The 23,498-nt window shown below is 62.2% G+C and carries 20 protein-coding genes; 6 read left to right on the top strand and 14 right to left on the bottom strand.

Features of this window, described 5'->3' with window-relative positions; translation table 11 throughout:
• Positions 1-109: 109 nt before the first annotated feature.
• Positions 110-2,383: a TonB-dependent siderophore receptor gene (locus CRO75_RS13950; RefSeq protein ID WP_097135999.1), complete on the bottom strand. Its 2,274-nt coding sequence runs from the start codon at positions 2,381-2,383 to the stop codon at positions 110-112.
• Between the two features lie 205 nt (positions 2,384-2,588).
• On the opposite strand from CRO75_RS13950, the gene CRO75_RS13945 reads away from it, so the two are divergent.
• The 4 genes from CRO75_RS13945 to CRO75_RS13930 are packed head-to-tail and all read left to right on the top strand — an operon-like array spanning position 2,589 to position 4,657.
• Positions 2,589-3,269 carry a Fe2+-dependent dioxygenase gene (locus CRO75_RS13945; RefSeq protein WP_009042146.1) on the top strand — a complete coding sequence of 227 codons (681 nt, stop codon included), beginning with the start codon at positions 2,589-2,591 and terminating at the stop codon, positions 3,267-3,269.
• A 3-nt stretch (positions 3,270-3,272) separates the two neighbouring features.
• Positions 3,273-4,058 (top strand): tetratricopeptide repeat protein, encoded by a 786-nt coding sequence (locus CRO75_RS13940; protein ID WP_097135996.1) that lies wholly within the window; start codon positions 3,273-3,275, stop codon positions 4,056-4,058.
• A gap of 60 nt (positions 4,059-4,118) precedes the next feature.
• A complete protein-coding gene (locus CRO75_RS13935) occupies positions 4,119-4,382 on the top strand; it encodes a ribbon-helix-helix domain-containing protein (RefSeq protein WP_016701682.1) in 264 nt (87 codons plus the stop codon).
• Positions 4,379-4,657 (top strand): type II toxin-antitoxin system RelE/ParE family toxin, encoded by a 279-nt coding sequence (locus CRO75_RS13930; protein WP_009042149.1) that lies wholly within the window; start codon positions 4,379-4,381, stop codon positions 4,655-4,657. Before CRO75_RS13935 ends, CRO75_RS13930 begins: the two co-directional genes overlap by 4 nt.
• A 74-nt stretch (positions 4,658-4,731) precedes the next feature.
• On the opposite strand, the gene CRO75_RS13925 is transcribed toward CRO75_RS13930, so the two are convergent.
• The 5 genes from CRO75_RS13925 to CRO75_RS13905 all read right to left on the bottom strand — a co-directional run bounded on the left by CRO75_RS13925 (position 4,732) and on the right by CRO75_RS13905 (position 9,897).
• Positions 4,732-5,895 carry a type III PLP-dependent enzyme gene (locus tag CRO75_RS13925; protein WP_009042150.1) on the bottom strand — a complete coding sequence of 388 codons (1,164 nt, stop codon included), beginning with the start codon at positions 5,893-5,895 and terminating at the stop codon, positions 4,732-4,734.
• 549 nt (positions 5,896-6,444) lie between these two features.
• Positions 6,445-7,602 (bottom strand): ABC transporter ATP-binding protein, encoded by a 1,158-nt coding sequence (locus CRO75_RS13920; RefSeq protein WP_097135995.1) that lies wholly within the window; start codon positions 7,600-7,602, stop codon positions 6,445-6,447.
• Positions 7,599-8,252 carry an ABC transporter permease gene (locus CRO75_RS13915; RefSeq protein WP_053259627.1) on the bottom strand — a complete coding sequence of 218 codons (654 nt, stop codon included), beginning with the start codon at positions 8,250-8,252 and terminating at the stop codon, positions 7,599-7,601. The genes CRO75_RS13920 and CRO75_RS13915 overlap by 4 nt, the downstream gene beginning before the upstream one ends.
• A gap of 14 nt (positions 8,253-8,266) precedes the next feature.
• The gene (locus tag CRO75_RS13910; RefSeq protein ID WP_085529822.1) at positions 8,267-9,160 is read right to left on the bottom strand and encodes a glycine betaine ABC transporter substrate-binding protein; all 894 of its coding nucleotides are present in this window, start codon (positions 9,158-9,160) and stop codon (positions 8,267-8,269) included.
• Positions 9,161-9,180: 20 nt separating this feature from the next.
• Entirely contained in the window at positions 9,181-9,897 is a 717-nt protein-coding gene (locus CRO75_RS13905; RefSeq protein ID WP_009042154.1) for an ABC transporter permease, read from the bottom strand.
• Positions 9,898-10,441: 544 nt separating this feature from the next.
• Here CRO75_RS13905 and CRO75_RS13900 point away from each other — a divergent pair.
• Positions 10,442-12,025, top strand: a complete 1,584-nt coding sequence (locus CRO75_RS13900) for a peptide chain release factor 3 (RefSeq protein ID WP_007923830.1) — start codon at positions 10,442-10,444, stop codon at positions 12,023-12,025.
• 278 nt (positions 12,026-12,303) lie between these two features.
• A complete protein-coding gene (locus CRO75_RS13895; RefSeq protein WP_097135993.1) occupies positions 12,304-12,564 on the top strand; it encodes a hypothetical protein in 261 nt (86 codons plus the stop codon).
• A gap of 116 nt (positions 12,565-12,680) precedes the next feature.
• Here CRO75_RS13895 and CRO75_RS13890 read toward each other — a convergent pair whose 3' ends face one another.
• The 8 genes from CRO75_RS13890 to CRO75_RS13855 all read right to left on the bottom strand — a co-directional run bounded on the left by CRO75_RS13890 (position 12,681) and on the right by CRO75_RS13855 (position 23,434).
• Entirely contained in the window at positions 12,681-13,652 is a 972-nt protein-coding gene (locus tag CRO75_RS13890) for a peptide ABC transporter ATP-binding protein (protein WP_009042157.1), read from the bottom strand.
• The gene (locus tag CRO75_RS13885) at positions 13,652-14,620 is read right to left on the bottom strand and encodes an ABC transporter ATP-binding protein (protein ID WP_009042158.1); all 969 of its coding nucleotides are present in this window, start codon (positions 14,618-14,620) and stop codon (positions 13,652-13,654) included. The genes CRO75_RS13890 and CRO75_RS13885 overlap by 1 nt, the downstream gene beginning before the upstream one ends.
• A 10-nt stretch (positions 14,621-14,630) precedes the next feature.
• Positions 14,631-15,557 carry an ABC transporter permease subunit gene (locus CRO75_RS13880; protein WP_007927027.1) on the bottom strand — a complete coding sequence of 309 codons (927 nt, stop codon included), beginning with the start codon at positions 15,555-15,557 and terminating at the stop codon, positions 14,631-14,633.
• 11 nt (positions 15,558-15,568) lie between these two features.
• The gene (locus CRO75_RS13875; protein WP_007927028.1) at positions 15,569-16,579 is read right to left on the bottom strand and encodes an ABC transporter permease subunit; all 1,011 of its coding nucleotides are present in this window, start codon (positions 16,577-16,579) and stop codon (positions 15,569-15,571) included.
• Positions 16,580-16,652: 73 nt separating this feature from the next.
• Positions 16,653-18,248, bottom strand: coding sequence for an ABC transporter substrate-binding protein (locus tag CRO75_RS13870; protein WP_097135991.1), 1,596 nt, complete (start codon positions 18,246-18,248; stop codon positions 16,653-16,655).
• Positions 18,249-18,329: 81 nt separating this feature from the next.
• Positions 18,330-19,730, bottom strand: coding sequence for an OprD family porin (locus CRO75_RS13865; protein WP_097135989.1), 1,401 nt, complete (start codon positions 19,728-19,730; stop codon positions 18,330-18,332).
• A gap of 172 nt (positions 19,731-19,902) precedes the next feature.
• Positions 19,903-21,504 carry an ABC transporter substrate-binding protein gene (locus CRO75_RS13860; RefSeq protein WP_097135987.1) on the bottom strand — a complete coding sequence of 534 codons (1,602 nt, stop codon included), beginning with the start codon at positions 21,502-21,504 and terminating at the stop codon, positions 19,903-19,905.
• A gap of 304 nt (positions 21,505-21,808) precedes the next feature.
• A complete protein-coding gene (locus CRO75_RS13855) occupies positions 21,809-23,434 on the bottom strand; it encodes an ABC transporter substrate-binding protein (RefSeq protein WP_009046971.1) in 1,626 nt (541 codons plus the stop codon).
• Positions 23,435-23,498 lie beyond the last annotated feature (64 nt).

The following is a 23,498-nucleotide window of genomic DNA, read 5'->3' as shown; positions in this document are numbered from 1 at the left end:
GCCGCTGCCGAAGGCTGCGATAGGACCGCAGGTCCTCCAGCGATTTCACGATCTTGCGCCCCCTGCGGGGTCGATCGCAGCCTGCGGCAGCGGCTACAGGTGAAACCCGTCAGAAGTGGAAGTTGGTGGTGAACAAGGCGGTACGGCCGGCTGCCTGGTTGGCGAAGTGCGCCGAGTAGGCTTTGTCGTAGTAGGTCTTGTCGGTCAGGTTCTGCACGTTCAGCTGCAGGTCGACGTTCTTGCTCAGCTTGTAGCTGGCCATGGCGTCGTAGCGGGTGTAGGACGGCACATACACGGTGTTGCCGGCATCGCCATACACCTCGTCGACATAGAACGCACCGCCGCCGACGGTCAGCTTCGGCAACACTTCATAAGTGGTCCACAGGCTGAAGCTGTTTTTCGGCGTGTTCGGCATTTCATTGCCTTTGTTCGAACCGGCGCTGACGACCCCGTTACGCCCGTTGAGGCCGGCGTCCACCAGCTCGCTTTTCAGGTAGCTGTAGCCGGCGAAGACTTGCCACTTGTCGGTGATCTTGCCGCTGGCCGACAGCTCCAGGCCGTCGACGCGGGACTCACCGGCGTTCTGGTAGGTCAGGGCATCGACCAGGATGCGGGTGTTTTTCTTCTCGGTACGGAACACCGCGGCGGTCAGGGACAGGCGGTCGTTGAACACGTCCCACTTGGTGCCCAGCTCGTAGTTGACGGTTTCTTCCGGTTGCAGATCGCTGACGCTGGCGCCGGCGGACAATGGGTTGCCGTCCGCGCCCTCGCCGACCAGGCCGCCCGCTGGCGAGGCCGAGGTGGCGTAGGAGGCGTAGACGCTGCCGTTGTCCGTCGGTTTCCACACCAGGCCGGCCTGCCAGTTCCAGAACTGGCTGTCGTCCTTGATCTTGGTGCGCCCGGTGGCGGCGTTGGTATTGGCCTCGGTGTCGAAGGTGTCGTAGCGCAGGCCGACGTTGAGCAGCCATTGCGGATCGAGTTCGATGGTGTCGAACACATAGGCCGCGCGGCTGGTGGCTTTGGTGTTGGTGCCGTTGTAGTTGCGGCTGATGTCGCCGGTCCAGGCATCGTCCGGGTTCGGGTTGCTCAGCGAGGTGCAGCTGGGGATGCTGCCCGGATTACAGACCTTGGCGGTGTTGCCGGCGATGTTGTAGCTGCTGACGCGTGTCTCTTCGCCAGTGAACTCCAGGCCCGTGGAGTAGGTGTGCTTGAAGCCCAGGGCCTGGAATTCGCCGAACAGGTCGGTCTGGTTGGTGGTGGTTTCGGTGGTGGACACCCGCGAGTTGGCGCGACGCCACACGGTGCCGTACTTGTTGACGTTGAACTTGCTGTCGTCCGGCTGGGTGAGGATGTAGTCCTGGCCGGTGTTGCCATGACGCAGGGTGTTTTTCAGCGTCATGTTGTCGTTCAGGTCGTGCTCGATGGAGACGGTGCTGATATCCGCGCGGGTCTTGCGGAAGTCCCGATCCTTCAAGCCATAGAAGTTGTCGCTGTCGCCGCCGTCGGTGGGTTTGTCGTGCTTGTGGGCGGTGGCGCTGGCCGAGCTGTAGCCGTAGGGAATGCCCGAATCCGGCAGATCGTCGCTTTCCATGTGGTAGTAGCTGAAGTTGACCCGGGTCGGGGTGCCCAGGCCGAAGGTCAGGGACGGTGCCACGCCCCAGCGGTCGTAGTTGACGGCGTCGCGACCGGCCACGTTCTGCTCGTGGCTCATCAGGTTCAGGCGGAAGGCGGCGCTGTCAAGGAACTGGCGGTTGACGTCCAGCACATAACGGCGGGTCTGGTCGGAACCGTAGGTGAAGCCGCCGTTGAGGAAGTCTTGCTGCTTGGGCGTCTTGCTCACCAGGTTGAGGCTGCCGCCGGCCGAGCCGCGACCGCCGAAGGAGGAGTTGGGGCCCTTGCTGACTTCGACCGATTCGATGTCGAAGATCTCGCGGCTCTGGCCGCCGGTATCGCGCACGCCGTCGAGGTAGGTGTCGCCCTGGGCATCGAAGCCACGGATGAACGGACGGTCGCCTTGCGGGTTGCCGCCTTCGCCGGCGCCGAAAGTAATGCCCGGCACGGTGCGCAGCGCATCCTGCAGCGAGGTGGCGGCGGTGTCCTTGAGCACTTGTTGAGGCACCACGGTGACCGAGCGCGGGGTGTTGACCAGCGGTGCGGTGTACTTCTGCGACGAGGCTTTTTCGACCTGGTAGGACGTCTGGTCCTGGGCTTCGCCGGTGATGCTGGTGGCGTCCAGGGAAATGGCATTGCCGGCGGCTTTCTTCTCGGTGTTTTCCGCGGCATAAGCCATATGGGCTGCGGAGCCGGCGGTGATTGCCACGCCAATCGCAGACGCCAGCAGGCGTGGTGAACCGAGCGGTAATTGTGGTGGTTGGCGCGACATGGTGATTCCCCTCCCCAAGGATTTGAGGCGGCGGAATATAAGGCGAACAAGTCTATGTATCAATTGCGAAATATTGCTATTCGCGTGGAATTTACATTCTTTACAATTTCGCTTTACGGTTTTTACGCTTTCATTCGTCTACGCATTTTACATTTGCAATAAGAATCAATATCATTTGCACCCCTTTGCTTTCAGGTATTGCCTCATGCTCCTGCATATTCCCGGCCTGTTCTCCCGTGAAGAAGTGCTGCGTATCCGTGAGGCCCTGGAGCAGGCGGACTGGGCCGACGGCAAGATCACCGCCGGTTACCAGTCGGCCAAGGCCAAGCACAACCTGCAACTGCCCGAAGGCCATCCGCTGGCCCAGGAGATCGGCGCGGCGATGCTCGAGCGCCTGTGGCAGCACCCGCGCTTCATGTCGGCGGCGCTGCCGCACAAGGTTTTCCCGCCGCTGCTCAACTGCTACACCGCCGGTGGCAGTTTCGACTTTCATATCGACAACGCCGTGCGCCAGCCCAAGGGCAGCGTCGAGCGGGTGCGGACCGACCTGTCGTCGACCCTGTTTTTCAGCGACCCGGAGGACTACGACGGCGGCGAGCTGGAAATCCAGGACACCTTCGGCACCCAGCGGGTGAAGCTGCCGGCCGGCGACATGGTGCTGTACCCGGGCACCAGCCTGCACAAGGTCAACGCGGTCACCCGCGGCACCCGTTACGCATCGTTCTTCTGGACCCAGAGCCTGGTGCGCGAAGACAGCCAGCGCGCCCTGCTGTTCGAGATGGACGAGGCGATCCAGCAACTGACCCGCGACATGCCGGAGCATCCGTCGCTGATCCGCCTGACCGGCACCTACCACAACCTGTTGCGTCGCTGGGTCGAGGTGTAAGCCGTGAGTTTCCAGTTACGCCGCGAGGAAGTCCTCGACGGCGAGCAACTGCGCGCCATGCTCGAACAGAGCCCGGCCCGGGCCGCCCAGGCGATCCTGCTGGCGGCCGGGGAGGGCGTGCCGGATGCCCAGGCGCTGCTCGGGCAGATCCTGCTCGATGGCCTGGGCATCGAGCGCGACCAGGCGCTGGCGCTGCGCTGGTTCGCGATCGCCGCCAAGGGCGGGCAGCTGATGGCGCGCAACATGCTGGGGCGTTGCCACGAGCATGGCTGGGGCTGCGAGGCCGATGCCCAGGCCGCCGCCGGGCATTATCGCCAGGCCGCCGAAGCCGGGCTGGACTGGGCGCTGTACAACTACGCCAACCTGCTGGCCACCGGACGCGGAGTCGCTGAAAACCACGCCCTGGCCTTGAACTGCTACCAGCGCGCGGCGGCGATGGGCCACGCCAAATCCATGAACCTGTTGGGCCGTTATCTGGAGGAGGGGCGCCACTGCCCCAGGGATGTCGCGGCGGCCTGTGACTGGTATCGCCGTTCGGCCGAGGGTGGGGATTTTCGTGGGCAGTTCAGCCATGCCGCGGTGCTGGCCGATGCCGGGCGTATCGATGAGGCGCTGGGTTGGCTAAACAAGGCCCTGGAAGACGGTAATCTGAACTTCTTGCGGGTCGCCCGCGGCGCCTTGTTGCAGGCGGCTCATCCGCAGATCCGCGGCTTGGCCCTGGCCTATCACCGGCGTGCGGCAGAGCTGGGTGACGAGCGGGACTTGGCGCTGCTTGCTGCTCAGATGTAAATCACTATGATTGAAAGTTAATCACTCTTCATCATTTGATACGGCGGAGATAGAACCATCATGACCGCAACTAAAGTGCTGACCGCACATGTGCCGTTGGAGTTGGCCGACAAGGTCGACCAGATGGCCTCCCGGCTGGAGCGCTCGCGCGGCTGGATCGTCAAGCAGGCTCTGGTGGCGTGGGTCGATCAGGAAGAGGAGCGCAGTCGCCTGACCCATGAGGCTTTGGCCGATGTGGATGCTGGGCGGGTCATCGATCACCAGGCGGTCCAGGCATGGGCTGAAAGCCTGATGAGTGACAAGCCTTTGCCGGTGCCCAAGTGAGGGAATTGAAATGGACGAGCAAGGCACTGTCGGACCTGGCCCGACTGTTTGAGTTTCTTGCTCCGGTGAACCGTTCGGTGGCAGCTCGAACTGTGCAATCGCTCACGCAGGCCCCGGATACCCTGCTGACCAACCCGCGTATCGGCGAACAGTTGGAGGAGTTTCAGCCTCGCGATGTTCGGCGTTTATTGGTCGGGCCTTACGAGATGCGTTACGAGATCCAGGATGCGACGCTCTACATCCTGCGAGTGTGGCATGTACGAGAAGACCGCTAGTGATTCGAGCCGCCCGATGCCCTGAATGAAAAAGCCCATGACGCGTCATGGGCTTTTTCGTTACGGCGTGGCGCTTACAGGTAGAAGGATTTCAGTGGCGGGAAGCCGTTGAATTCCACAGCGCTGTAGCTGGTGGTGTAGGCACCGGTGGACAGCCAGTACAGGCGGTCGCCGATGGCCAGGTTCAGCGGCAGGCCGTACTTGTAGTTCTCGTACATGATGTCGGCGCTGTCGCAGGTCGGACCGGCGATTACCACTTCTTCCGTCTCGCCTTTCTTCTCGGTCCAGATCGGGAACTTGATGGCTTCGTCCATGGTTTCGATCAGGCCGGAGAACTTGCCCACGTCGGTGTAGATCCAGCGTTCCACGGCGGTCCGGGATTTACGCGCCACCAGCACCACTTCGCTGACCAGGATGCCGGCGTTGGCAATCAGCGAACGGCCTGGTTCGAGGATGATTTCCGGCAGCTCGTCGCCGAAGTCTTCCTTGAGGAAGCGGATGATTTCCTCGGCGTAGGTTTCCAGGCTGTTGGTGCGGGTGATGTAGTTGGCCGGGAAGCCGCCACCCATGTTGATCAGCTTGAGGTGGATGCCGTCTTCTTCCTTCAGGCGTTCGAAGATCACCTTGACCTTGGCGATCGCCGCGTCCCAGACGCTGATGTCGCGCTGTTGCGAACCCACGTGGAACGACACGCCGTAAGGCACCAGGCCCAGGTCGCGGGCGAGGATCAGCAGGTCCATGGCCATGTCGGTCTGGCAGCCGAACTTGCGCGACAGCGGCCAGTCAGCGGTGGTCGAGCCTTCGGTGAGGATGCGTACATAGACTTTCGAGCCCGGCGCGGCCTTGGCGATGTTGCGCAGGTCGGCTTCGGAGTCGGTGGCATACAGACGCACGCCCTTCTCGTAGAAGTAGCGGATGTCCTTGGATTTCTTGATGGTGTTGCCGTAGCTGATCTGGTCCGGGCTGACGCCGCGGCCCAGCACCTTGTCCAGCTCGTAGATCGAGGCGATGTCGAAGTTCGAACCTTTTTCCCGCAGCAGGTCGATGATTTCGACGGCCGGGTTGGCCTTTACCGCGTAGTAGACCTTGGCGAACTCGAAACCGGCACGCAGGTCATCGTAGGCTTGGGCGATCATCTGGGTGTCGATGACCACGAACGGGGTTTCTTGCTTGTCGGCGAACGCCTTCATTTTCTGAAAGGTTTCGCGCGCGAAATAGTCTTCGACCTGAATCGACATACCTGGGAGCTCCTAATGGCAAACGGGTAAAAACAATGGGTGCAAATGAACGTCCTCCGTATCCCCACTTTGGTTCGCCTACTTCCCAAGGCATTGCCGCCGAAAGCAAAAAGGCCACGGGCGTATTTGCCCTTGGCCTTGCTGTCTCGTCGTCAGTACTTGAGCCGGATGGATCGTTTCCAGCATGGACGTTCGGCGCGAACTTTAGGGCGTGAGGGGCCTGAGATCAACAAAAAATGTCGCGTTTTTGCACGCGTTCGTCGCGTGGCCCGAGCCAGTCATTTATGTAACCGACCCAGATGACAGGCTGATGTTCCCCAGGGTGGGGAATTCGTGGCGTGAGGGGCCCGGTTCCCGGTCGAGTGCGGGCAGGTGTCGCGAGGCACTGTAGCCGCTGCCGAGGCACGAGGCTGCGATCGACTGCGAAGCAGGCGCAGAGCCGGCACCTCGGTATATCAGATACACCGAGGGCGGGGGGCACGGCCGCTTCGCGGCCGATCGCAGCCTCATTCTTCGGCAGCGGCTACAAGATCGGACCGATGCGGCAGGTCAGGCCAGTGCAGTCTCGGCCGGCGAGACGATGTTGGTTTTCATGCCGCGCGAGCGGCCGGAGCTGAGGTAGGCGGCAATCGATTCCTGGGTCACTTCGCCGAGGAACACCCGCTCGGCATCCAGCACCGGCAGCCACGAACGGTTGAACTCGTACATCCGCGACAGCAGGATGCGCAGGTGTTCGTCGTAGGCCGCGGTGGCGTTGAACTCGCGCAGGTACTGGGCGCAGGTGCCGGTCTGGCGGTGCAGGTCACGGCGGCGCACATACCCCAGGGCCTTGTTGTCGGCGCAGGTCACCACCAGGTAGCGGCGGTCGTGTTCGTCCATCAGTTCCAGGGCGTCGGCCACCGGGGTTTCCGGGCTCACCGACGGCGCGTTGTCGGCGGCGTCCTCGGCCTTCACCAGCAGCAGGCGCTTGAGGGTGCTGTCCTGGCCGACGAAGTTGCTGACGAAGTCGTCCGCCGGATGGGCCAGCAGGGTATCTGGATGGTCGATCTGCAACAGCTTGCCGGCGCGGAAGATGGCGATCTTGTCGCCGAGCTTGATGGCCTCGTCGATGTCGTGGCTGACCATGATCACGGTCTTGTTCAGCGCCCGCTGCATTTCGAAGAACTCGTTCTGGATCATCTCGCGGTTGATCGGGTCGACCGCGCCGAAAGGTTCGTCCATCAGCAGCAACGGCGCATCGGCCGCCAGCGCGCGGATCACGCCGATCCGCTGTTGCTGGCCGCCGGACAGTTCCCGTGGGTAGCGATGCAGATATTGCTTGGGTTCCAGCTTGATCATGCTCATCAGTTCGCGGGCGCGGTCATGGCATTTCTGCTTGTCCCAACCCAGCAGCTTGGGCACCACCACAATGTTTTCCTCGATGGTCATGTTGGGGAACAGGCCGATCTGCTGGATCACGTAGCCGATGTTGCGGCGCAGGGTCACTTCGTCGAGGCCGGTGGTGTCTTCGCCATTGATCAGCACCTTGCCCGAGGTCGGCATGATCAGGCGGTTGATCATCTTCAGCGTGGTGCTTTTGCCGCAGCCCGATGGCCCGAGGAACACGCAGATTTCGCCTTCATTGACGGTCAGGCTTACGGAGTCAACGGCGGTGATGGTCTTGCCGTTGCTTTGGAAGGTCTTGGTCAGGTTTTGAAGTTCGATCATTTGAGCAGTCCTTTTGGAGTCAGCGAACGTTGCAGCCATTGCAGAAGCAGGTCGGCGAAGATGGCCAGGAGGCTGACCAGCACCGCGCCGACGATCAGCATCGACATGTCGCTGCGGCTGATGGAAGCAAGAATGAGCACACCCAGGCCGCCGGCACCGATGGTGGCGGCGATGGTCATGACACCGATGTTCATCACCACCGCGGTACGCACGCCGGCGAGGATCACCGGCACGGCGATCGGCAACTCGACCATGCGCAGGCGCTGGCCGAAGGTCATGCCGATGCCGCGGGCCGCTTCGCGAATCCCCGGCTCGACGCCGGTCAGCGCCAGGTAGGTGTTACGCATGATCGGCAGCAGGGAGTAGAGAAACACCGCGGTGATCGCCGGCAGCGGCCCCAGGCCCTGGCCGAACCTGGAGTAGAACGGCAGCAGCAGGCCGAACAGGGCGATCGACGGGATGGTCAGCAGCACGGTGGCGCTGGCTTGCAGCGGCCCGGCCAGGCTCGGGAAGCGGGTCATCAGGATGCCCAGGGGCACGCCGAAGAGGATCGCCAGGGTCACGGCGATGCCCACCAGGGTGATGTGCTGCCAGGTCAGCTGGATGACTTGCTGCCAGTCGAGATGGGAAAAGGCGTTGAGAAATTCCATGGCTCTTTCCTCCCTCAATTCAGTGGATGCTGGCGCAGGAAATCTGCGGCAACGGCGGATGGGCTTTCATGGTCGACGTCGACCCGGGCGTTGAGCTGGCGCATGGTTTCGTCGTCGAACAGTTCGGCCAGCGGCTTGAGGTCGGCGGCCAGTTGCGGGTGGGCGTCGAGGTAGGCCTGGCGCACCACGGGGGCCGCGGTGTAGTCCGGGAAGTAATGCAGGTCGTCGTTGAGCAATTTCAGGTTGAAGGCATTGAGCCGGCCGTCGGTGGTGTAGACCAGGCCGGCGAACACCTGGCCGTTGCGCAGGGCGGTGTAGACCAGCCCGGCGTCCATCTGCCGGATGTTCTTGCGGGTCAGGTCCATGCCGTACAGCTTGACCATGCCTTGCAGGCCGTCGGAGCGGTTGGCGAACTCGGTGTCCAGGGCGATCAGATGGTGGTCCTGGCGTTCGGCGTCGAGGACGTGTTTCAGGTCGCTGACGCTGTTGATCTGCGGGTATGCGTCCGCGACGTTTTTCGGCAAGGCCAGGGCGTAGGTATTGCTGAACTTCGACGGGGTCAGCCAGACCAGGCCTTTTTTCCCGTCGAGCTCCTTGACCCGCTCATAGGACTGTTGGCTGTCGAGTTTTTCCGTCACGTGGTTGTAGGCCACCAGGGACACCCCAGTGTATTCCCAGAGCATGTCCAGCTGCCCGCTTTCGTGGGCGCTGCGTGCCAGGTTGCTGCCCAGGCCGCCGGTGACCCGGGTGTCGTAACCCTTGCTGCGCAGGTACTGCGAGGTGATTTCCGCCAGCAGCGTCTGCTCGGTGAAGACCCGGGCGCCGATGCGGATCACCGGCTTTTGCGCGGCCTGGGCAATTCCCGCGCACAGCAGGACGCAGCCTATGATCAAAGCTATTTTTTTCATGTGAATTCCTTCGCGCAGGCTTAAGACGGGCGCAGGCCGCGTTCCAGCCAGAGGCGGCTGGCCAGTGTCACCAGGCCGTCGAGCAGCAGCGCCAGCAAGGCGGTGCAGGCCGCGCCGAGCAGCAGTTGCGGCTGATTGTTCAGGGCGATGCCGGGGAAGATCAGGCTGCCAAGGCTGTTGGCGCCGATCAGGAAGGCCAGCGGCGCGGTACCGACGTTGATCGCCAGGGCCACGCGCACGCCACCGATGATGATCGGCACGGCGTTGGGCAGCTCGACTTTCCACAGCACCTGGCGCGGCGTCATGCCGATGCCGACGGCGGCTTCCTTGAGGGAACCCTGGACGTTTTTCAGGCCTTCGTAGGTGTTGCGCACGATGGGCAGCAAGGAGGCGAGGAACAAGGCGAAGATGGCCGGCCCGCTGCCGATGCCGAGGATCCCCAGAGCGATGGCCAGGACGGCCAGGGGAGGGACGGTGTTACCGATGTTGAACACCTGCATGAAGCGCTCGGCACGCCCGACCATTTGCGGTCGGCTGAGGAAGATGCCGGCGGGTATCCCCACCACGAGGGCGGCGAACATTGAAGCGAGTACCAGGTACAGATGGGCTTGCAGGTAAAACAACAGATCGTCGCGGTAGTGTTCGATCGTACTGATGCCGATCCAGTGGACCAGCAGGGCCAGGAGAGCGATGACCGCCGCGCCTCCTATCAGCCCTTTGCCATAGCGAATAGCCACAGGCGGACTCCTTTTTCATGTCGGCGAGCATTCTTTCGTGTGGCAAGGCCATACCTGGCTGCCAAAAGAACGGTCGCGAGAAGCAGCTCGTCGCTGCGCTGGAAACAGCGCGGGATCGAGCCATACGCATAGCCTCGTCAGGCTAACTTGCTGATTTTTCTACCCCTGACGAAAGCTCGTAACAGGGGAGTGGACGCCTCCACCTTTTAAAAGGTTCCATATTTGGCAGCGTTTGGCCACCCTCAATCCCATAACTCCGATATCTCTGATACCTGGCATCTGTAGCCGCTGCCGAGCGCAGCGAGGCTGCGATCGGCGGCGCAGCCGTCGCAGAACCAGGCGGTGCGGTGGTTCAGCCAAACGGTGTATTCAGTGTTTGCGAGCGCTATGTCGCAATACCGCCCAGCCTGATCGCAACCTCGCTGCGCTCGGCAGCGGCTACAGGGCAAGGGTTGCAGGGGGGAGGGCCGAACGGTGGTCCGTGGAGCTTGCTTTGCGCTATACTCGCCGCCCTTTTTTTGAATCACCTGCCAGGCGATTTCCCATGACCAAACAGGCCGCCGAAGTCGCGAAACGCCGCACTTTCGCCATTATTTCCCACCCGGATGCGGGTAAAACCACCATCACCGAGAAGCTCTTGCTGATGGGCAAGGCGATTGCCGTTGCCGGTACGGTGAAGTCCCGCAAGTCCGACCGCCACGCCACCTCCGACTGGATGGAGATGGAGAAGCAGCGGGGTATTTCCATTACCACGTCGGTCATGCAGTTCCCTTATCGCGAACACATGATCAACCTGCTCGACACCCCGGGCCACGAAGACTTCTCGGAAGACACCTACCGCACCCTGACCGCGGTGGACTCGGCGCTGATGGTGCTCGACGGCGGTAAGGGCGTAGAGCCACGGACCATTGCCCTGATGGACGTCTGCCGTCTGCGCGACACGCCGATCGTCAGCTTCATCAACAAACTCGACCGTGACATCCGCGACCCGATCGAACTGCTCGACGAAATCGAAGCGGTCCTGAAGATCAAGGCGGCACCCATCACCTGGCCGATCGGTTGCTACCGCGACTTCAAGGGTGTGTACCACCTGGCGGGCGACTACATCATCGTCTACACCCCCGGCCACGGTCACGAGCGCACCGAAACCAAGATCATCGAGAAGCTCGATTCCGATGAAGCCCGCGCCCACCTGGGCGACGAGTACGAGCGCTTCATCGAGCAGCTGGAGCTGGTGCAGGGCGCCTGCCATGAGTTCGACCAGCAGGCGTTCATGGACGGCCAGCTGACCCCGGTGTTTTTCGGTACCGCCCTGGGCAACTTCGGGGTCGACCACGTGCTCGACGCCGTCGTCGACTGGGCGCCGCTGCCGCTGGCGCGCGTGGCCAACGAGCGCACCGTGGAGCCGCAGGAAGAGAAGTTCACCGGCTTCGTGTTCAAGATCCAGGCGAACATGGACCCGAAACACCGCGACCGGATCGCCTTCATGCGCATCTGCTCGGGCAAGTACGAGAAAGGCATGAAGATGCGCCACGTGCGCACCGGCAAGGACGTGCGCATCGGTGATGCGCTGACCTTCTTCTCCTCCGAGCGTGAACAGCTCGAAGAAGCCTACGCCGGCGACATCATCGGCTTGCACAACCACGGCACCATCCAGATCGGCGACACCTTCACCGAAGGCGAAGCCCTGGGCTTCACCGGTATCCCGCACTTCGCCCCGGAGCTGTTCCGCCGCGTGCGCCTGAAGGACCCGCTGAAATCCAAACAACTACGCCAGGGCCTGCAACAGCTGGCCGAAGAAGGCGCGACCCAGGTGTTCTTCCCCGAGCGCAGCAACGACATCATCCTCGGCGCCGTCGGTGTGCTGCAGTTCGATGTGGTCGCCAGCCGCCTGAAAGAGGAATACAAGGTCGAGTGCTCCTACGAGCCGATCACCGTGTGGTCCGCGCGCTGGATCGATTGCAGCGACAAGAAGAAACTCGAGGAATTCTCCAACAAGGCCGTGGAAAACCTGGCACTGGACGGTGGCGGTCACCTGACCTACCTGGCCCCGACCCGGGTCAACCTGGCGCTGATGGAAGAGCGCTGGCCCGACGTGAAATTCCGCGCGACCCGCGAGCATCACTAAGGTCTGAGCCAAGCCTCACAAAAAAGCCCCGCTGTGCAAACAGCGGGGCTTTTTTATATCCGTGGATAGGTGATGCACGCACACCTGTGGGGCATAACCGCAGGTTTTAGGGCCTAGTCGAAAGCCGTCTATCCAGTGGGCGGATAGCTAGCTTCCTATCTGGAAAAGCGCTGGCTTCGGGGCTAGGTTTCAGGGGCTGGGTTTCATACGAAGCCGCGCCTTGCAGGTCAGGGCCTGTGGCCATCATTGATTCACCTACATAAAGGGACGGAATCAACATGAATGTCTTCCAACGGGGTGTGCTGTTACTCAAGGTGCTGGTGCTGTTGTCGCTGGGCATGTCCGCGGCCTGGGCCGGCGACCAGGCCGCACGGGGGCCGGGTTTCTGGGGGCCGGGGCATTTGCAGAACGGGGTGCAGATGATCGCCAAGTCGGAATCCGAGCCGGGCGATCAGGGACAGGGTGGTAGCGAGGGCGATGACGATTCGACCACCGACGAGCCGGATCCCGACAGCGACGACGAAGCTAGCCAGGGCTGAGCCAGGCTGGCGGAAAAAGAAACCCCTCCTGTCGGACTGATGCGCAATCCGGCAGAAGGGGTTTGGTCAACACAGATGAGGCGCCGCGGGTCACCGCGGCGCCTTTTTTTGCCGGCTCAGCCGAGGAACTGTTCGGCGTAGTGGCAGGCCACCTGGCGGGTGTCGAGCAGGCGCAGGGCCGGCTCTTCGCTGCTGCAACGCTCGGTAGCGTACGGGCAGCGCTTGTGGAACGCACAGCCGGATGGCGGGTTCAGCGGGTTGGGCAATTCGCCGACGATCTTGATCTTCGGCTTGTCCGGGTCCGGGTGAATGGTCGGTGTGGCCGACAACAACGCCTGGGTGTAAGGGTGCAGCGGACGGGTGTAGATGTCCTCTTTCGGGCCCATTTCCACCGGCCGGCCGAGGTACATCACCATCACGTGGTCGGCGACGTGACGCACCACCGCCAGGTTGTGGGAGATGAACACGTAAGCGGTGTTGAACTCCTGCTGCAGGTCCATGAACAGGTTCAGCACCTGGGCCTGGATCGACACGTCGAGGGCCGAGGTCGGTTCGTCCGCCACCAGCACTTTCGGTTGCAGCATCATTGCCCGCGCCAGGGCGATACGCTGGCGCTGGCCGCCGGAGAACATGTGCGGGTAGCGCTGATAATGCTCGGGGCGCAGGCCCACCTGCTTCATCATCGCCTGGACCTTTTCCCGACGCTCGCTGGCCGACAGCTGGGTGTTGATCAGCAGCGGCTCGGCCAGTTGATCGCCGATCTTCTGCCGTGGGTTGAGCGAGGCGTAGGGGCTCTGGAACACCATCTGCACGTCTTTGCGCAGTTGCTTGCGCTGGGCCTTGTCGGCGCCGGCGACTTCCTGGCCGGCGATTTTCAAGGAGCCGGAAGACGGTTCTTCGATCAGGGTCAGGGCCCGGGCCAGGGTGGACTTGCCGCAGCCGGACTCGCCGACCACGGCGAGGGTCTTGCCGGCTTCCAGCTCGAACGACACGCCGTTGAGGGCGCGAACGGTCGCATGGCCCTTGAACAGGCCGCGGGACACTTCGTAGTGACGGGTCAGGTTGCGGGCGGTAAGAACGACGGCCATTACGCCACCTCCTGATTCAGCGGGTAGAAGCAGCGGGCGAGGCTGGCGGCTTTCGGATCGAGGCCTGGACGCTGCTGGCGGCAGTTTTCCTGCACGTACGGGCAGCGCGGCGAGAGCAGGCAGCCTTGCGGACGGTCGTAGCGCCCGGGAACGATGCCCGGCAACGTCGACAGGCGTGCGGCGCCCATGCTGTGCTCGGGAATTGCTGCCAGCAGCGCTTCGGTATAGGGATGGGCGGGGATGTCGAACAACTCCGGCACCTGGCCCACTTCCACCGCTTGCCCGGCGTACATCACGCACACGCGCTGGGCGGTCTCGGCGACCACCGCCAGGTCGTGGGTAATCAGCACCAGGCCCATGTTCTGCTCGCGTTGCAGGTTGAGTAGCAGTTCCATGATCTGCGCCTGGATGGTCACGTCCAGGGCGGTGGTCGGTTCGTCGGCGATCAGCAGCTTCGGCTCGCCGGCAATCGCCATGGCAATCGCCACGCGCTGGCTCATGCCGCCGGACAGTTGGTGCGGGTAGGCGTCCATGCGGCTGGCGGCGCCCGGGATCTCGACTTTTTCCAGCAGTTCGATGGCGCGCTTGCGGGCCGCCTTGCCGGACATTTTCAGGTGCAGGCGCAGCACTTCCTCGATCTGGAAGCCCACGGTGTAGCTCGGGTTCAGCGCGGTCATCGGGTCCTGGAAAACCATGGCCAGGTCCTTGCCGACGATCTGCCGGCGTTGCCGGGCGCTGAGCTTGAGCATGTCCTTGCCGTCGAAGCTGAGGGCGTCGGCGGTGACGATGCCGGGATGCTCGATCAGCCCCATCAGCGCCATCATGGTCACGGACTTGCCGGAGCCGGATTCGCCGACGATAGCCAGGACTTCGCCCTTGTCCACGTTCAGGTCCAGGCCATCCACCACGGGAACGGCCTGGGCGTCGCCGAAGCGCACGTTGAGATTCTTGATTTCTAGCAGTGACATGGGAATCTCCTCAGGCGGCGTTCTTGAGTTTCGGGTCCAGCGCATCGCGCAGGCCGTCGCCCATCAGGTTGATTGCCAGCACGCTGAGCAAAATGGTCAGGCCGGGCAGGCTCACCACCCACCAGGCGCGTTCGATGTAGTCGCGGGCCGAGGCCAGCATGGTGCCCCACTCCGGGGTGGGCGGCTGGACGCCAAGGCCGAGGAAGCCCAGGGCCGCGGCATCGAGAATCGCCGAGGAGAAGCTCAGGGTCGCCTGGACGATCAGCGGCGCCATGCAGTTGGGCAGCACGGTGATGAACATCAGGCGCGGCAGGCCGGCACCGGCCAGGCGCGCGGCGGTCACGTAGTCGCGGTTGAGCTCGCCCATCACCGCGGCACGGGTCAGGCGCACGTAGGACGGCAGCGATACCACGGCGATGGCGATCACGGTGTTGATCAGGCCTGGGCCGAGGATGGCGACGATCGCCACGGCCAGCAGCAGGGATGGCAGGGCCAGCATGATGTCCATCAGACGCATGATGGTCGGGCCGAGCAGGCGCGGGAAGAAGCCGGCGAACAGGCCCAGGAGGATGCCCGGGATCAGCGACATGACCACCGACGACAGGCCGATCAGCAGCGACAGGCGCGAACCGGTGATCAGGCGCGACAGCAGGTCGCGGCCCAGTTCGTCGGTGCCGAGGATGAACTGCCATTGGCCGCCTTCGAGCCAGACCGGCGGGGTCAGCAGGAAGTCGCGGTATTGCTCGCTCGGGTTATGCGGGGCGACCCAGGGCGCGAAGATCGCGCAGAAGATTACCAGCAGCATGAACAGCAGGCCGGCCACCGCGCCCTTGTTGCGCGAGAAGGCCTGCCAGAATTCCTTGTACGGCGACGGGTACAGCAGGCTTTGATCCACGGCCACGGCGGATACGGCTACTGAGGAGGTTGGAGTGCTCATGAGTATTGTCCTCAGCGCTGGTGGCGAATGCGTGGGTTGGCAAAGCCGTAGAGGATGTCCACCACGAAGTTGACCAGGATCACCAGGCAGGCGATCAACAGGATGCCGTTCTGCACCACGGGATAGTCCCGGGCGCCGATGGCTTCGATCAGCCATTTGCCGATGCCGGGCCAGGAGAAGATGGTTTCGGTCAGGACCGCGCCGGCCAACAGGGTGCCGACTTGCAGGCCAACCACGGTCAGCACCGGGATCAGCGCGTTGCGCAGGCCGTGCACGAACACCACGCGGGCGGGCGACAGGCCCTTGGCTTTGGCGGTGCGGATGTAGTCTTCGCGCAGCACTTCGAGCATCGAGGAACGGGTCATCCGCGCAATCACCGCCAGCGGAATGGTGCCAAGCACGATGGCCGGCAGGATCAGGTGGTGCAGGGCGTCGAAGAAGGCGCCGGTGTCATCGGCCAGCAGGGTGTCGATCAGCATGAAGCCGGTTTTCGGCTCGATGTCGTAGAGCAGGTCGAGCCGCCCGGAAACCGGGGTCCAGCCCAGGCTCACGGAGAAGAACATGATCAGGATCAGGCCCCACCAGAAGATCGGCATCGAGTAGCCCGCGAGGGAGATGCCCATCACCCCGTGGTCGAACAGGGATCCTCGTTTCAGCGCGGCGATCACCCCGGCCAGCAGGCCGATCACGGCAGCGAACAGCATCGCGGCCGAGGCCAGCTCCAGGGTTGCGGGGAACAGGGAAGTGAATTCGCTCCACACACTCTCGCGAGTCCGCAGGGATTCACCCAGGTCGCCCTGGGCGAGTTTGCCGATGTAGTCCAGGTACTGGGCATACAGCGGTTTGTTCAGACCAAGGCGTTCCATTGCCTGGGCATGCATCTCAGGGTCGACCCGGCGCTCGCCCATCATGACTTCCACGGGATCGCCGGGAATCATGCGAATCAATGCGAACGTCAGCAAGGTGATGCCGAAGAATGTGGGAATCAACAACCCCACACGGCGGGCAATAAAACTAAACATCTTCTGGTGTACCTCATCAGCCGGTTAGGCGTGTCCGGCACCCCTGGGGTCAGGGATGCCGGGCGTTTCTTATCTACTTCACCTGGGTGGTAGCGAAGTTGTTGGTGGTCAGGGGGCTCTGGTGGTAGCCCTCGACGTTCTTGCGCATTGCCGTGAACATTTTCGGATAGGCCATGGGGATCCAGGGTTGTTCCTTGTCGAAAATGTCCTGGGCCTGTTCATAGAGTGCGGTTCGTTTGGCCGGCTCGGATTCGGCGCGGGCCTGATCGATCAGGCTCTGGAACGCTTTATTGCACCAGCGAGCGTAGTTTTCGCCGTTTTTGGCGGCCTCGCAACTGAGGTTGGGGGTCAGGAAGTTGTCCGGGTCCCCGTTATCCCCCGCCCAGCCGGCAGAAACCATGTCGTGCTCGCCGTTCTTGGCGCGCTTGAGCATCTCGCCCCATTCCATGACGTGGATATCGATCTTGAGGCCGATCTTCGCCAGGTCGGACTGCATCATCTGCGCGCCGAGCAGCGGGTTGGGGTTGGTCGGGCCACCGCCGTTGCGGGTGAACAGGGTGAAGACCGTGCCTTCCGGCACGCCGGCTTCCTTGATCAGGGCGCGGGCCTTGTCCAGGTCGCGGGCCGGGTTGCCCAGGCTGGTGTTGAAGCCCAGCAGGGTCGGCGGGTAGGGGCCGGTGCCGACCACCGCGTTGCCCTTGCCGTACAGGCTGTTGACGTAGGCTTCCTTGTCGAAGGCGATGTTGATGGCCTGACGGACACGCGGGTCGCTCATGTACTTCTTGGTGGTGTTCAGGGCCACGTAGCCCACGGTCATGGCGGCCAGGTCGTCGACCTTCAGGTTGGTGTCGGCCTTGATGCTCGGGATGTCGTCGGGTTTTGGATACAGGGCGACCTGGCACTCATTGGCCTTGAGCTTCTGCAGGCGCACATTGTTATCGGTGGTGATCGCCAGGATCAGTGCGTCGGCCGGCGGCTTGCCACGGAAGTAGTCCGGGTTGGCCTTGAACCGCACCTGGGCGTCCTTGGCGTAGCGCTGGAAGATGAACGGGCCGGTGCCGATCGGCTTGCTGTTGAGGTCGCCGGGCTTGCCGGCCTTGAGCAGCTGGTCGGCGTATTCGGCCGGGAAGATCGAGGCGAAGGCCATGGCCACGTCGGCCAGGAACGGTGCTTCGCGCCGGGTCAGGGTGAAGACCACGGTGTGGTCGTCGGTTTTCTCGACGCTTTTGAGCAGTTCCTTGAAGCCCATGCTCTCGAAATAGGGGAAGCCCACGCTGGACTTGTCATGCCACGGGTGTTTCGGGTCCAGCTGACGCTGGAAACTCCAGAGCACGTCGTCGGCGTTCATCTCGCGGGTCGGCTTGAAGTAATCGGTGCTGTGGAACTTGACGCCTTTGCGCAGGTGGAAGGTGTAGGTCAGGCCGTCCGGGCTGATCTCCCAGGACTCGGCCAGGGCCGGCTCGATGTCCGTGGTGCCGGGCTTGAAGTCCACCAGGCGGTTGAAGATGGTTTCCGCCACCGCGTCGGCAGTGACTGCAGTCGTGTACTGGACCATATCGAAGCCTTCCGGGCTGGCTTCGGTACAGACCACCAAGGGCTTGGCCGAGACGCCTGCGGCGACGCTCAGCAGTGCGGCGGCGATGGCCGCTTTCAGGGGAAGCATTTTCATCTAGAACCCTCTGCAATCGGTTGAACCAGAGTAGCTGGAATGGCGAATTCGTCATGAATTCGCCAACCAGCCGATGTGTTTTTAGAGAATCTTGAACGGGATGGTGGTAACCAGGCGGAACTCGTTGATGTTGCCGTCGGCCTGGTGTTCGCTGGCCCGGTGGGTGGTGTAGGTCGCACGAATGGCGGTGGCCTTGAGTGGACCACTCTGAACTGCATAAGACGCGCCAATACCGTATTCGTAGTGGGTTTCGCCATCCATCAGGCTCAGGTCGCCGCGTTGGGCGCCTGGGTCGGTGTAGGCGGTGCCGCGGTAGTGGGTACCGTCGATGCCCCAGCCGCGTGCCGAGTAGATGTTGAACTTCAGGCCTGGCACGCCGTATTCGGCCATGTTCAGACCGTAGGCGATCTGGAAGGACTTCTCGTTCGGGCCGTTGAAGTCCGAGAGCAGGGAGTTGGCCAGGTAGATACCGTTGGTTTCATGCAGGTAGTCGAAGTACTCGTTACCGTTCACTTGCTGGTAGGAGAAGGTCAGGCTGTGGGCCTGGTGAGCCAGGCCGAGCGACAGCGAGTAGGTGTCGTTGTCGATCTCGCCCATCAACTTCTTACCTTCGTCGACGGTCTTGTAGTAGTTCAGGCCGGTGGTCAGGCTCAATACCTGGCTGTCACCCAGCTCGTGGGTGGCGCCGAAGTAGTACTGGTTCCAGAAGTCTTTGACGTTGGCGCCATACAGGCTGGTTTTCAGGCTCTTGAACGGCTGGTAGTTCACACCTGCGGTGTAGACCTTGTCGGTTTCCACGCCGGTGGCGGAATACTCGGTGCGGAATTTCGACAGGCTCTGTTCGGTACGCGGCGAAACGCGATCGAAACCGGCCAGATCGAACGACAGGTTGTTGAACTCTTCGCTGTGCAGGCTCACACCTTCGAAACTCGAAGGCAGGGCACGGTTGCCGATGACGTCGACGATCGGCGTGCTGAAGTTCTGGCGACCGGCGGTCAGGGTGGTGTTGGAGACGCGGAACTTGACGTTGGCCAGGCCCAGTTTGCTCCACTGGCCGACAGCATCGCCGTCGGAGTGGGTCAGGGTACGGTTGTTCTTGCCGGCGATGTTCTTGCGGTCACGATCCAGCGCGATGGCGTTGTAGGCGGCCACCTCGGTGCTGACCCCGACAGTGCCTTCGGTGAAGCCCGAGCTGTAGTTGAGGATGGTGCCCTGGACCCAGTTGATCCGGCGTGGGGTCGAAGTCGGCTGGCCGTTGTGGTTGTAGGAGAAGCGGTCGTCACGACGCTTCAGCTCGTTGGCGTACCAGTTGCGGGTCGTGCCCGACAGGCTCTGGCCTTCGACGAAGCCCTTGGCCTCCGCCTGGGCGCTGGTGCCGTTCAGTTCGGTCGGAACGAATTCCTGACTCACGCTTTCCGCATGGGCCATGGCCGTGATGCTGCTGATGGCCAGGGCCAGTAACGCGGTGTTGCTCGGTTTCATGGGTGAAGCTCCTTTGCTTTCTTTATTTTTATGCCGGTCTTTTTGGGTTGACCGGCTTTTGCTTTACAACTCATTCAAGGCATCGCAAACGTTTGCATGAGGTGGGATCACCGAATTCAGGCAACAGATTTGCGTGGGGGCGAATATCGCCCCCAGCGGCCTGGTTAATCATTTATTGGTCGATGCTGACGCCCGAGAACACGTTGCGGCCGAAGGGGCTGACCTTGAATCCTTCGACTTTGGCGCTTAACGGCTGGTTGACCGTCGAGTGGGCGACCGGGGTGATCGGTACCTGCTGCTTGAGCAACTGCTGGGCCTGTTGGTAGAGCGCTGTGCGCTGTTCGCGATCGGTGACGATCTTGGCCTGCTTGATCAGCTTGTCGTACTGCGGGTCGCACCACATGGAGTAGTTGTTGCCGCCAATGGCGTCGCAGCTGTACAGGGTGCCGAGCCAGTTGTCCGGGTCACCGTTGTCGCCGGTCCAGCCGATCAGGCTGATGTCGTGCTCGCCGTTCTTGGTGCGCTTGATGTACTCGCCCCATTCGTAGCTGACGATCTTCACTTTCAGGCCGATCTTGCCCCAGTCGGACTGGAGCATTTCGGCCATCAGCTTGGCGTTGGGGTTGTAGGGGCGCTGCACGGGCATGGCCCAGAGGGTGATTTTCGTGCCTTCCTTGACCCCGGCGGCCTTGAGCAGCTCACGGGCCTTTTGCGGGTTGTAGGCGGCGTCCTTGATGCTGCTGTCGTAGGACCACTGGGTCGGCGGCATGGCATTGACCGCCAACTGGCCGGCGCCCTGGTACACGGCGTTGAGGATGCCCTGCTTGTTCACCGCCATGTCCAGCGCCTGGCGCACTTCGAGCTGGTCGAAGGGCTTGTGGCGAACGTTGTAGGCGATGTAGCCGAGGTTGAAGCCGGGCTTTTCGATCAGTTGCAGTTTCGGGTCTTTTTTCAGCGCTTCGACATCGGCCGGCCGCGGGTGCAGGGTGACCTGGCATTCGCCGGCCTTGAGTTTCTGCACGCGCACCGAGGCATCGGTGTTGATGGCGAAAATCAGCTGGTCGAGCTTGACCCGGCTCGGGTCCCAGTACTGCTTGTTAGCGGTGTAGCGGATGTTCGAGTCTTTCTGGTAGCTCTTGAATACGAACGGACCGGTGCCGATCGGCTTCTGGTTGATCTCGCTGGGCTTGCCGGCCTTGAGCAACTGGTCGGCGTATTCGGCCGAGAGAATCGCGGCGAAGCTCATGGCGATGTTCTGGATGAACGCGGCGTCCACCGAGTTGAGGGTCATCACCACGGTCAGCGGCCCGGTCTTCTCGACCTTGGCGATGTTCTTGTTCAGGCTCATCCCGTTGAAGTAGGGAAACTCGGTCGGATAGGCCTTACGGAAAGGATGCTCGGGGTCGAGCATACGGGTGAAGGTGAAGACCACGTCGTCGGCGTTGAAATCACGCGTCGGCTTGAAGTACGGCGTGGTATGGAACTTCACCCCTTCGCGCAGATGGAAGGTGTACTGCAGGCCGTCCGCGGAAATATCCCAGCGGGTGGCCAGGCCCGGCACCACATTGGTTGCGCCTTTTTCGAACTCCACCAGGCGGTTGTACAGCGGCTCTGCCGCGTCGTTGTCGGTGGCGGTGGTGTATTGCGCGGTGTCGAAACCGGCCGGGCTGCCTTCGGAGCAGAACACCAGGCTGTTGCCGGCCGCCAGGCTGGCGGAGGTTGCGGTCAACAGACCCGTGCCCAACAGGGCGGATAAAACCAGAGAATGACGCATGACGATCCCTCTCCCTTTTATTGTTTTGATCGATGAGCAATCGCCCCATCCGGAGGCGGTCATGTCATCGATCCCAAGTCTCGCTTGCAGCAAGTGCCGGGCAATGGATGCACCACTCCATGCTTTGACGGTAGGGGTCGCCGCATGGGTAGTAAATGCCAAAGAGCCTGAAAGACATGTAAGGAACTTCCGAAATGCCCGTACTCACCATGATGGGGCGCAGCAAGAGGAAGAGCGTTCGAGTTCCGGCAGTCCTGGCAGGTAAGGCAACGGCGACGTCAGCTGAGGTCGCCGTTGCAGACCCTTATTTGCTGATGCTGACGCCGTAGAACGAGTTCAGGCCAAAGGGGCTGATCTTGAAGTCCTGCACGTTGGCGCGCATGGGTTGGAACACCGTCGAGTGGGCGATAGGTGTCATCGGGACCTGGTCTTTGAGGAGGTGTTGCGCCTGCTTGTACAGCTCGGTGCGTTTGGCCACGTCCGGGGTGGCCTTGGCTTGCTTGATCAGTGCGTCGTACGGCTTGTCGCACCATTTGGAGAAGTTGTTGCCGTTCATGGCGTCGCAGCCGAACAGGGTGCCGAGCCAGTTGTCCGGGTCACCATTGTCGCCGCTCCAGCCGATGATCATCGCCTGGTTCTCGCCGCCCTTGGAACGCTTGATGTACTCGCCCCATTCGTAGCTGACGATGTTGACCTTCAGGCCGATCTTCGCCCAGTCGGACTGCAGCATTTCAGCCATCAGCTTGGCGTTCGGGTTGTACGGACGCTGCACCGGCATGGCCCACAGGGTGATCTGGGTGCCTTCCTTGATGCCGGCTTCCTTGAGCAGCGCCTTGGCTTTCTCGGGGTCGTACTTGGCATCCTTGATGGTGTCGTCATAGGACCACTGGGTCGGTGGCATGGCGTTGACCGCCAGCTGGCCCGCGCCCTGGTAGACCGAGTCAATGATCTGCTGCTTGTTCACCGCCATGTCCAGCGCCTGGCGGACCTTGAGGTCGGCCAGCGGGTTGGCGTCGGTGCGGCCCTTGAGCACAGGCATCACGTTGTAGGCGATGTAGCCGAGGTTGAAGCCGGCTTGCTGCGGCAGCTTGAGGGTCTTGTCCTCGCCCAGGGCCTTGAGGTCGGCCGGGCGCGGGAACAGGGTGACCTGGCATTCGTTCTTTTTCAGCTTCTGGATGCGTACCGACGGGTCGGTGGTGATGGCGAAGATCAGGTTGTCGATCTTCACGTCTTCAGGCTTCCAGTACTCCTTGTTGCCGGTGTAACGGATGTTGGAGTCTTTCTGGTAGCTCTTGAACACGAACGGGCCAGTGCCGATCGGCTTCTGGTTGATGTCGCCCGGCTTGCCTTCCTTGAGCAGCTGGTCGGCGTACTCGGCGGACTGGATGGAGGCGAAGCTCATCGCCAGGTTCTGGATGAACGCGGCGTCTACGGTTTTCAGGGTGAACTTGACGGTCTTGTCGTCGACTTTCTCGACCTTGGTGATGTTGGTGTCCATCCCCATGTCGGTGAAGTAAGGGAATTCGGTGGGGTACGCCTTGCGGAACGGCATGTCCTTGTCGAGCATGCGGTTGAACGTGAAGAGCACGTCGTCGGCGTTGAAATCACGGGTCGGCTTGAAATACGGCGTGGTGTGGAACTTCACCCCATCGCGCAGATGGAAGGTGTAGGTCAGGCCATCGTCGGAAATGTCCCAACTGGTCGCCAGGCCAGGAACGACGGCGGTGCCGCCACGCTCGAACTGGCTGAGGCGGTTGAAGATGGTTTCTGCTGAGGCGTCGAAGTCGGTTCCGGTGGTGTACTGGCCTGGGTCGAAACCGGCCGGGCTCCCTTCGGAGCAGAACACCAGGTTAGTCGCTGCCTGGGCGAAGGGTGCGCTGGCGAGCAAGCCGGCGCTGACTAAAAGCGGAATGACTGCTTGTTTGAACATGGTGGCCTCATGATTTGTTGTCATTTTTGGTGTAGAGGGCGACCTTATGAGTCGACCCGCCGAT

It is taken from the genome of Pseudomonas sp. LAMO17WK12:I10, from assembly GCF_900215185.1.
GTDB classification, from domain to species: domain Bacteria; phylum Pseudomonadota; class Gammaproteobacteria; order Pseudomonadales; family Pseudomonadaceae; genus Aquipseudomonas; species Aquipseudomonas chlororaphis.
Note: the sequence above shows the minus strand (reverse complement) of the source record. Positions and strands in the feature narration are given on the sequence as shown.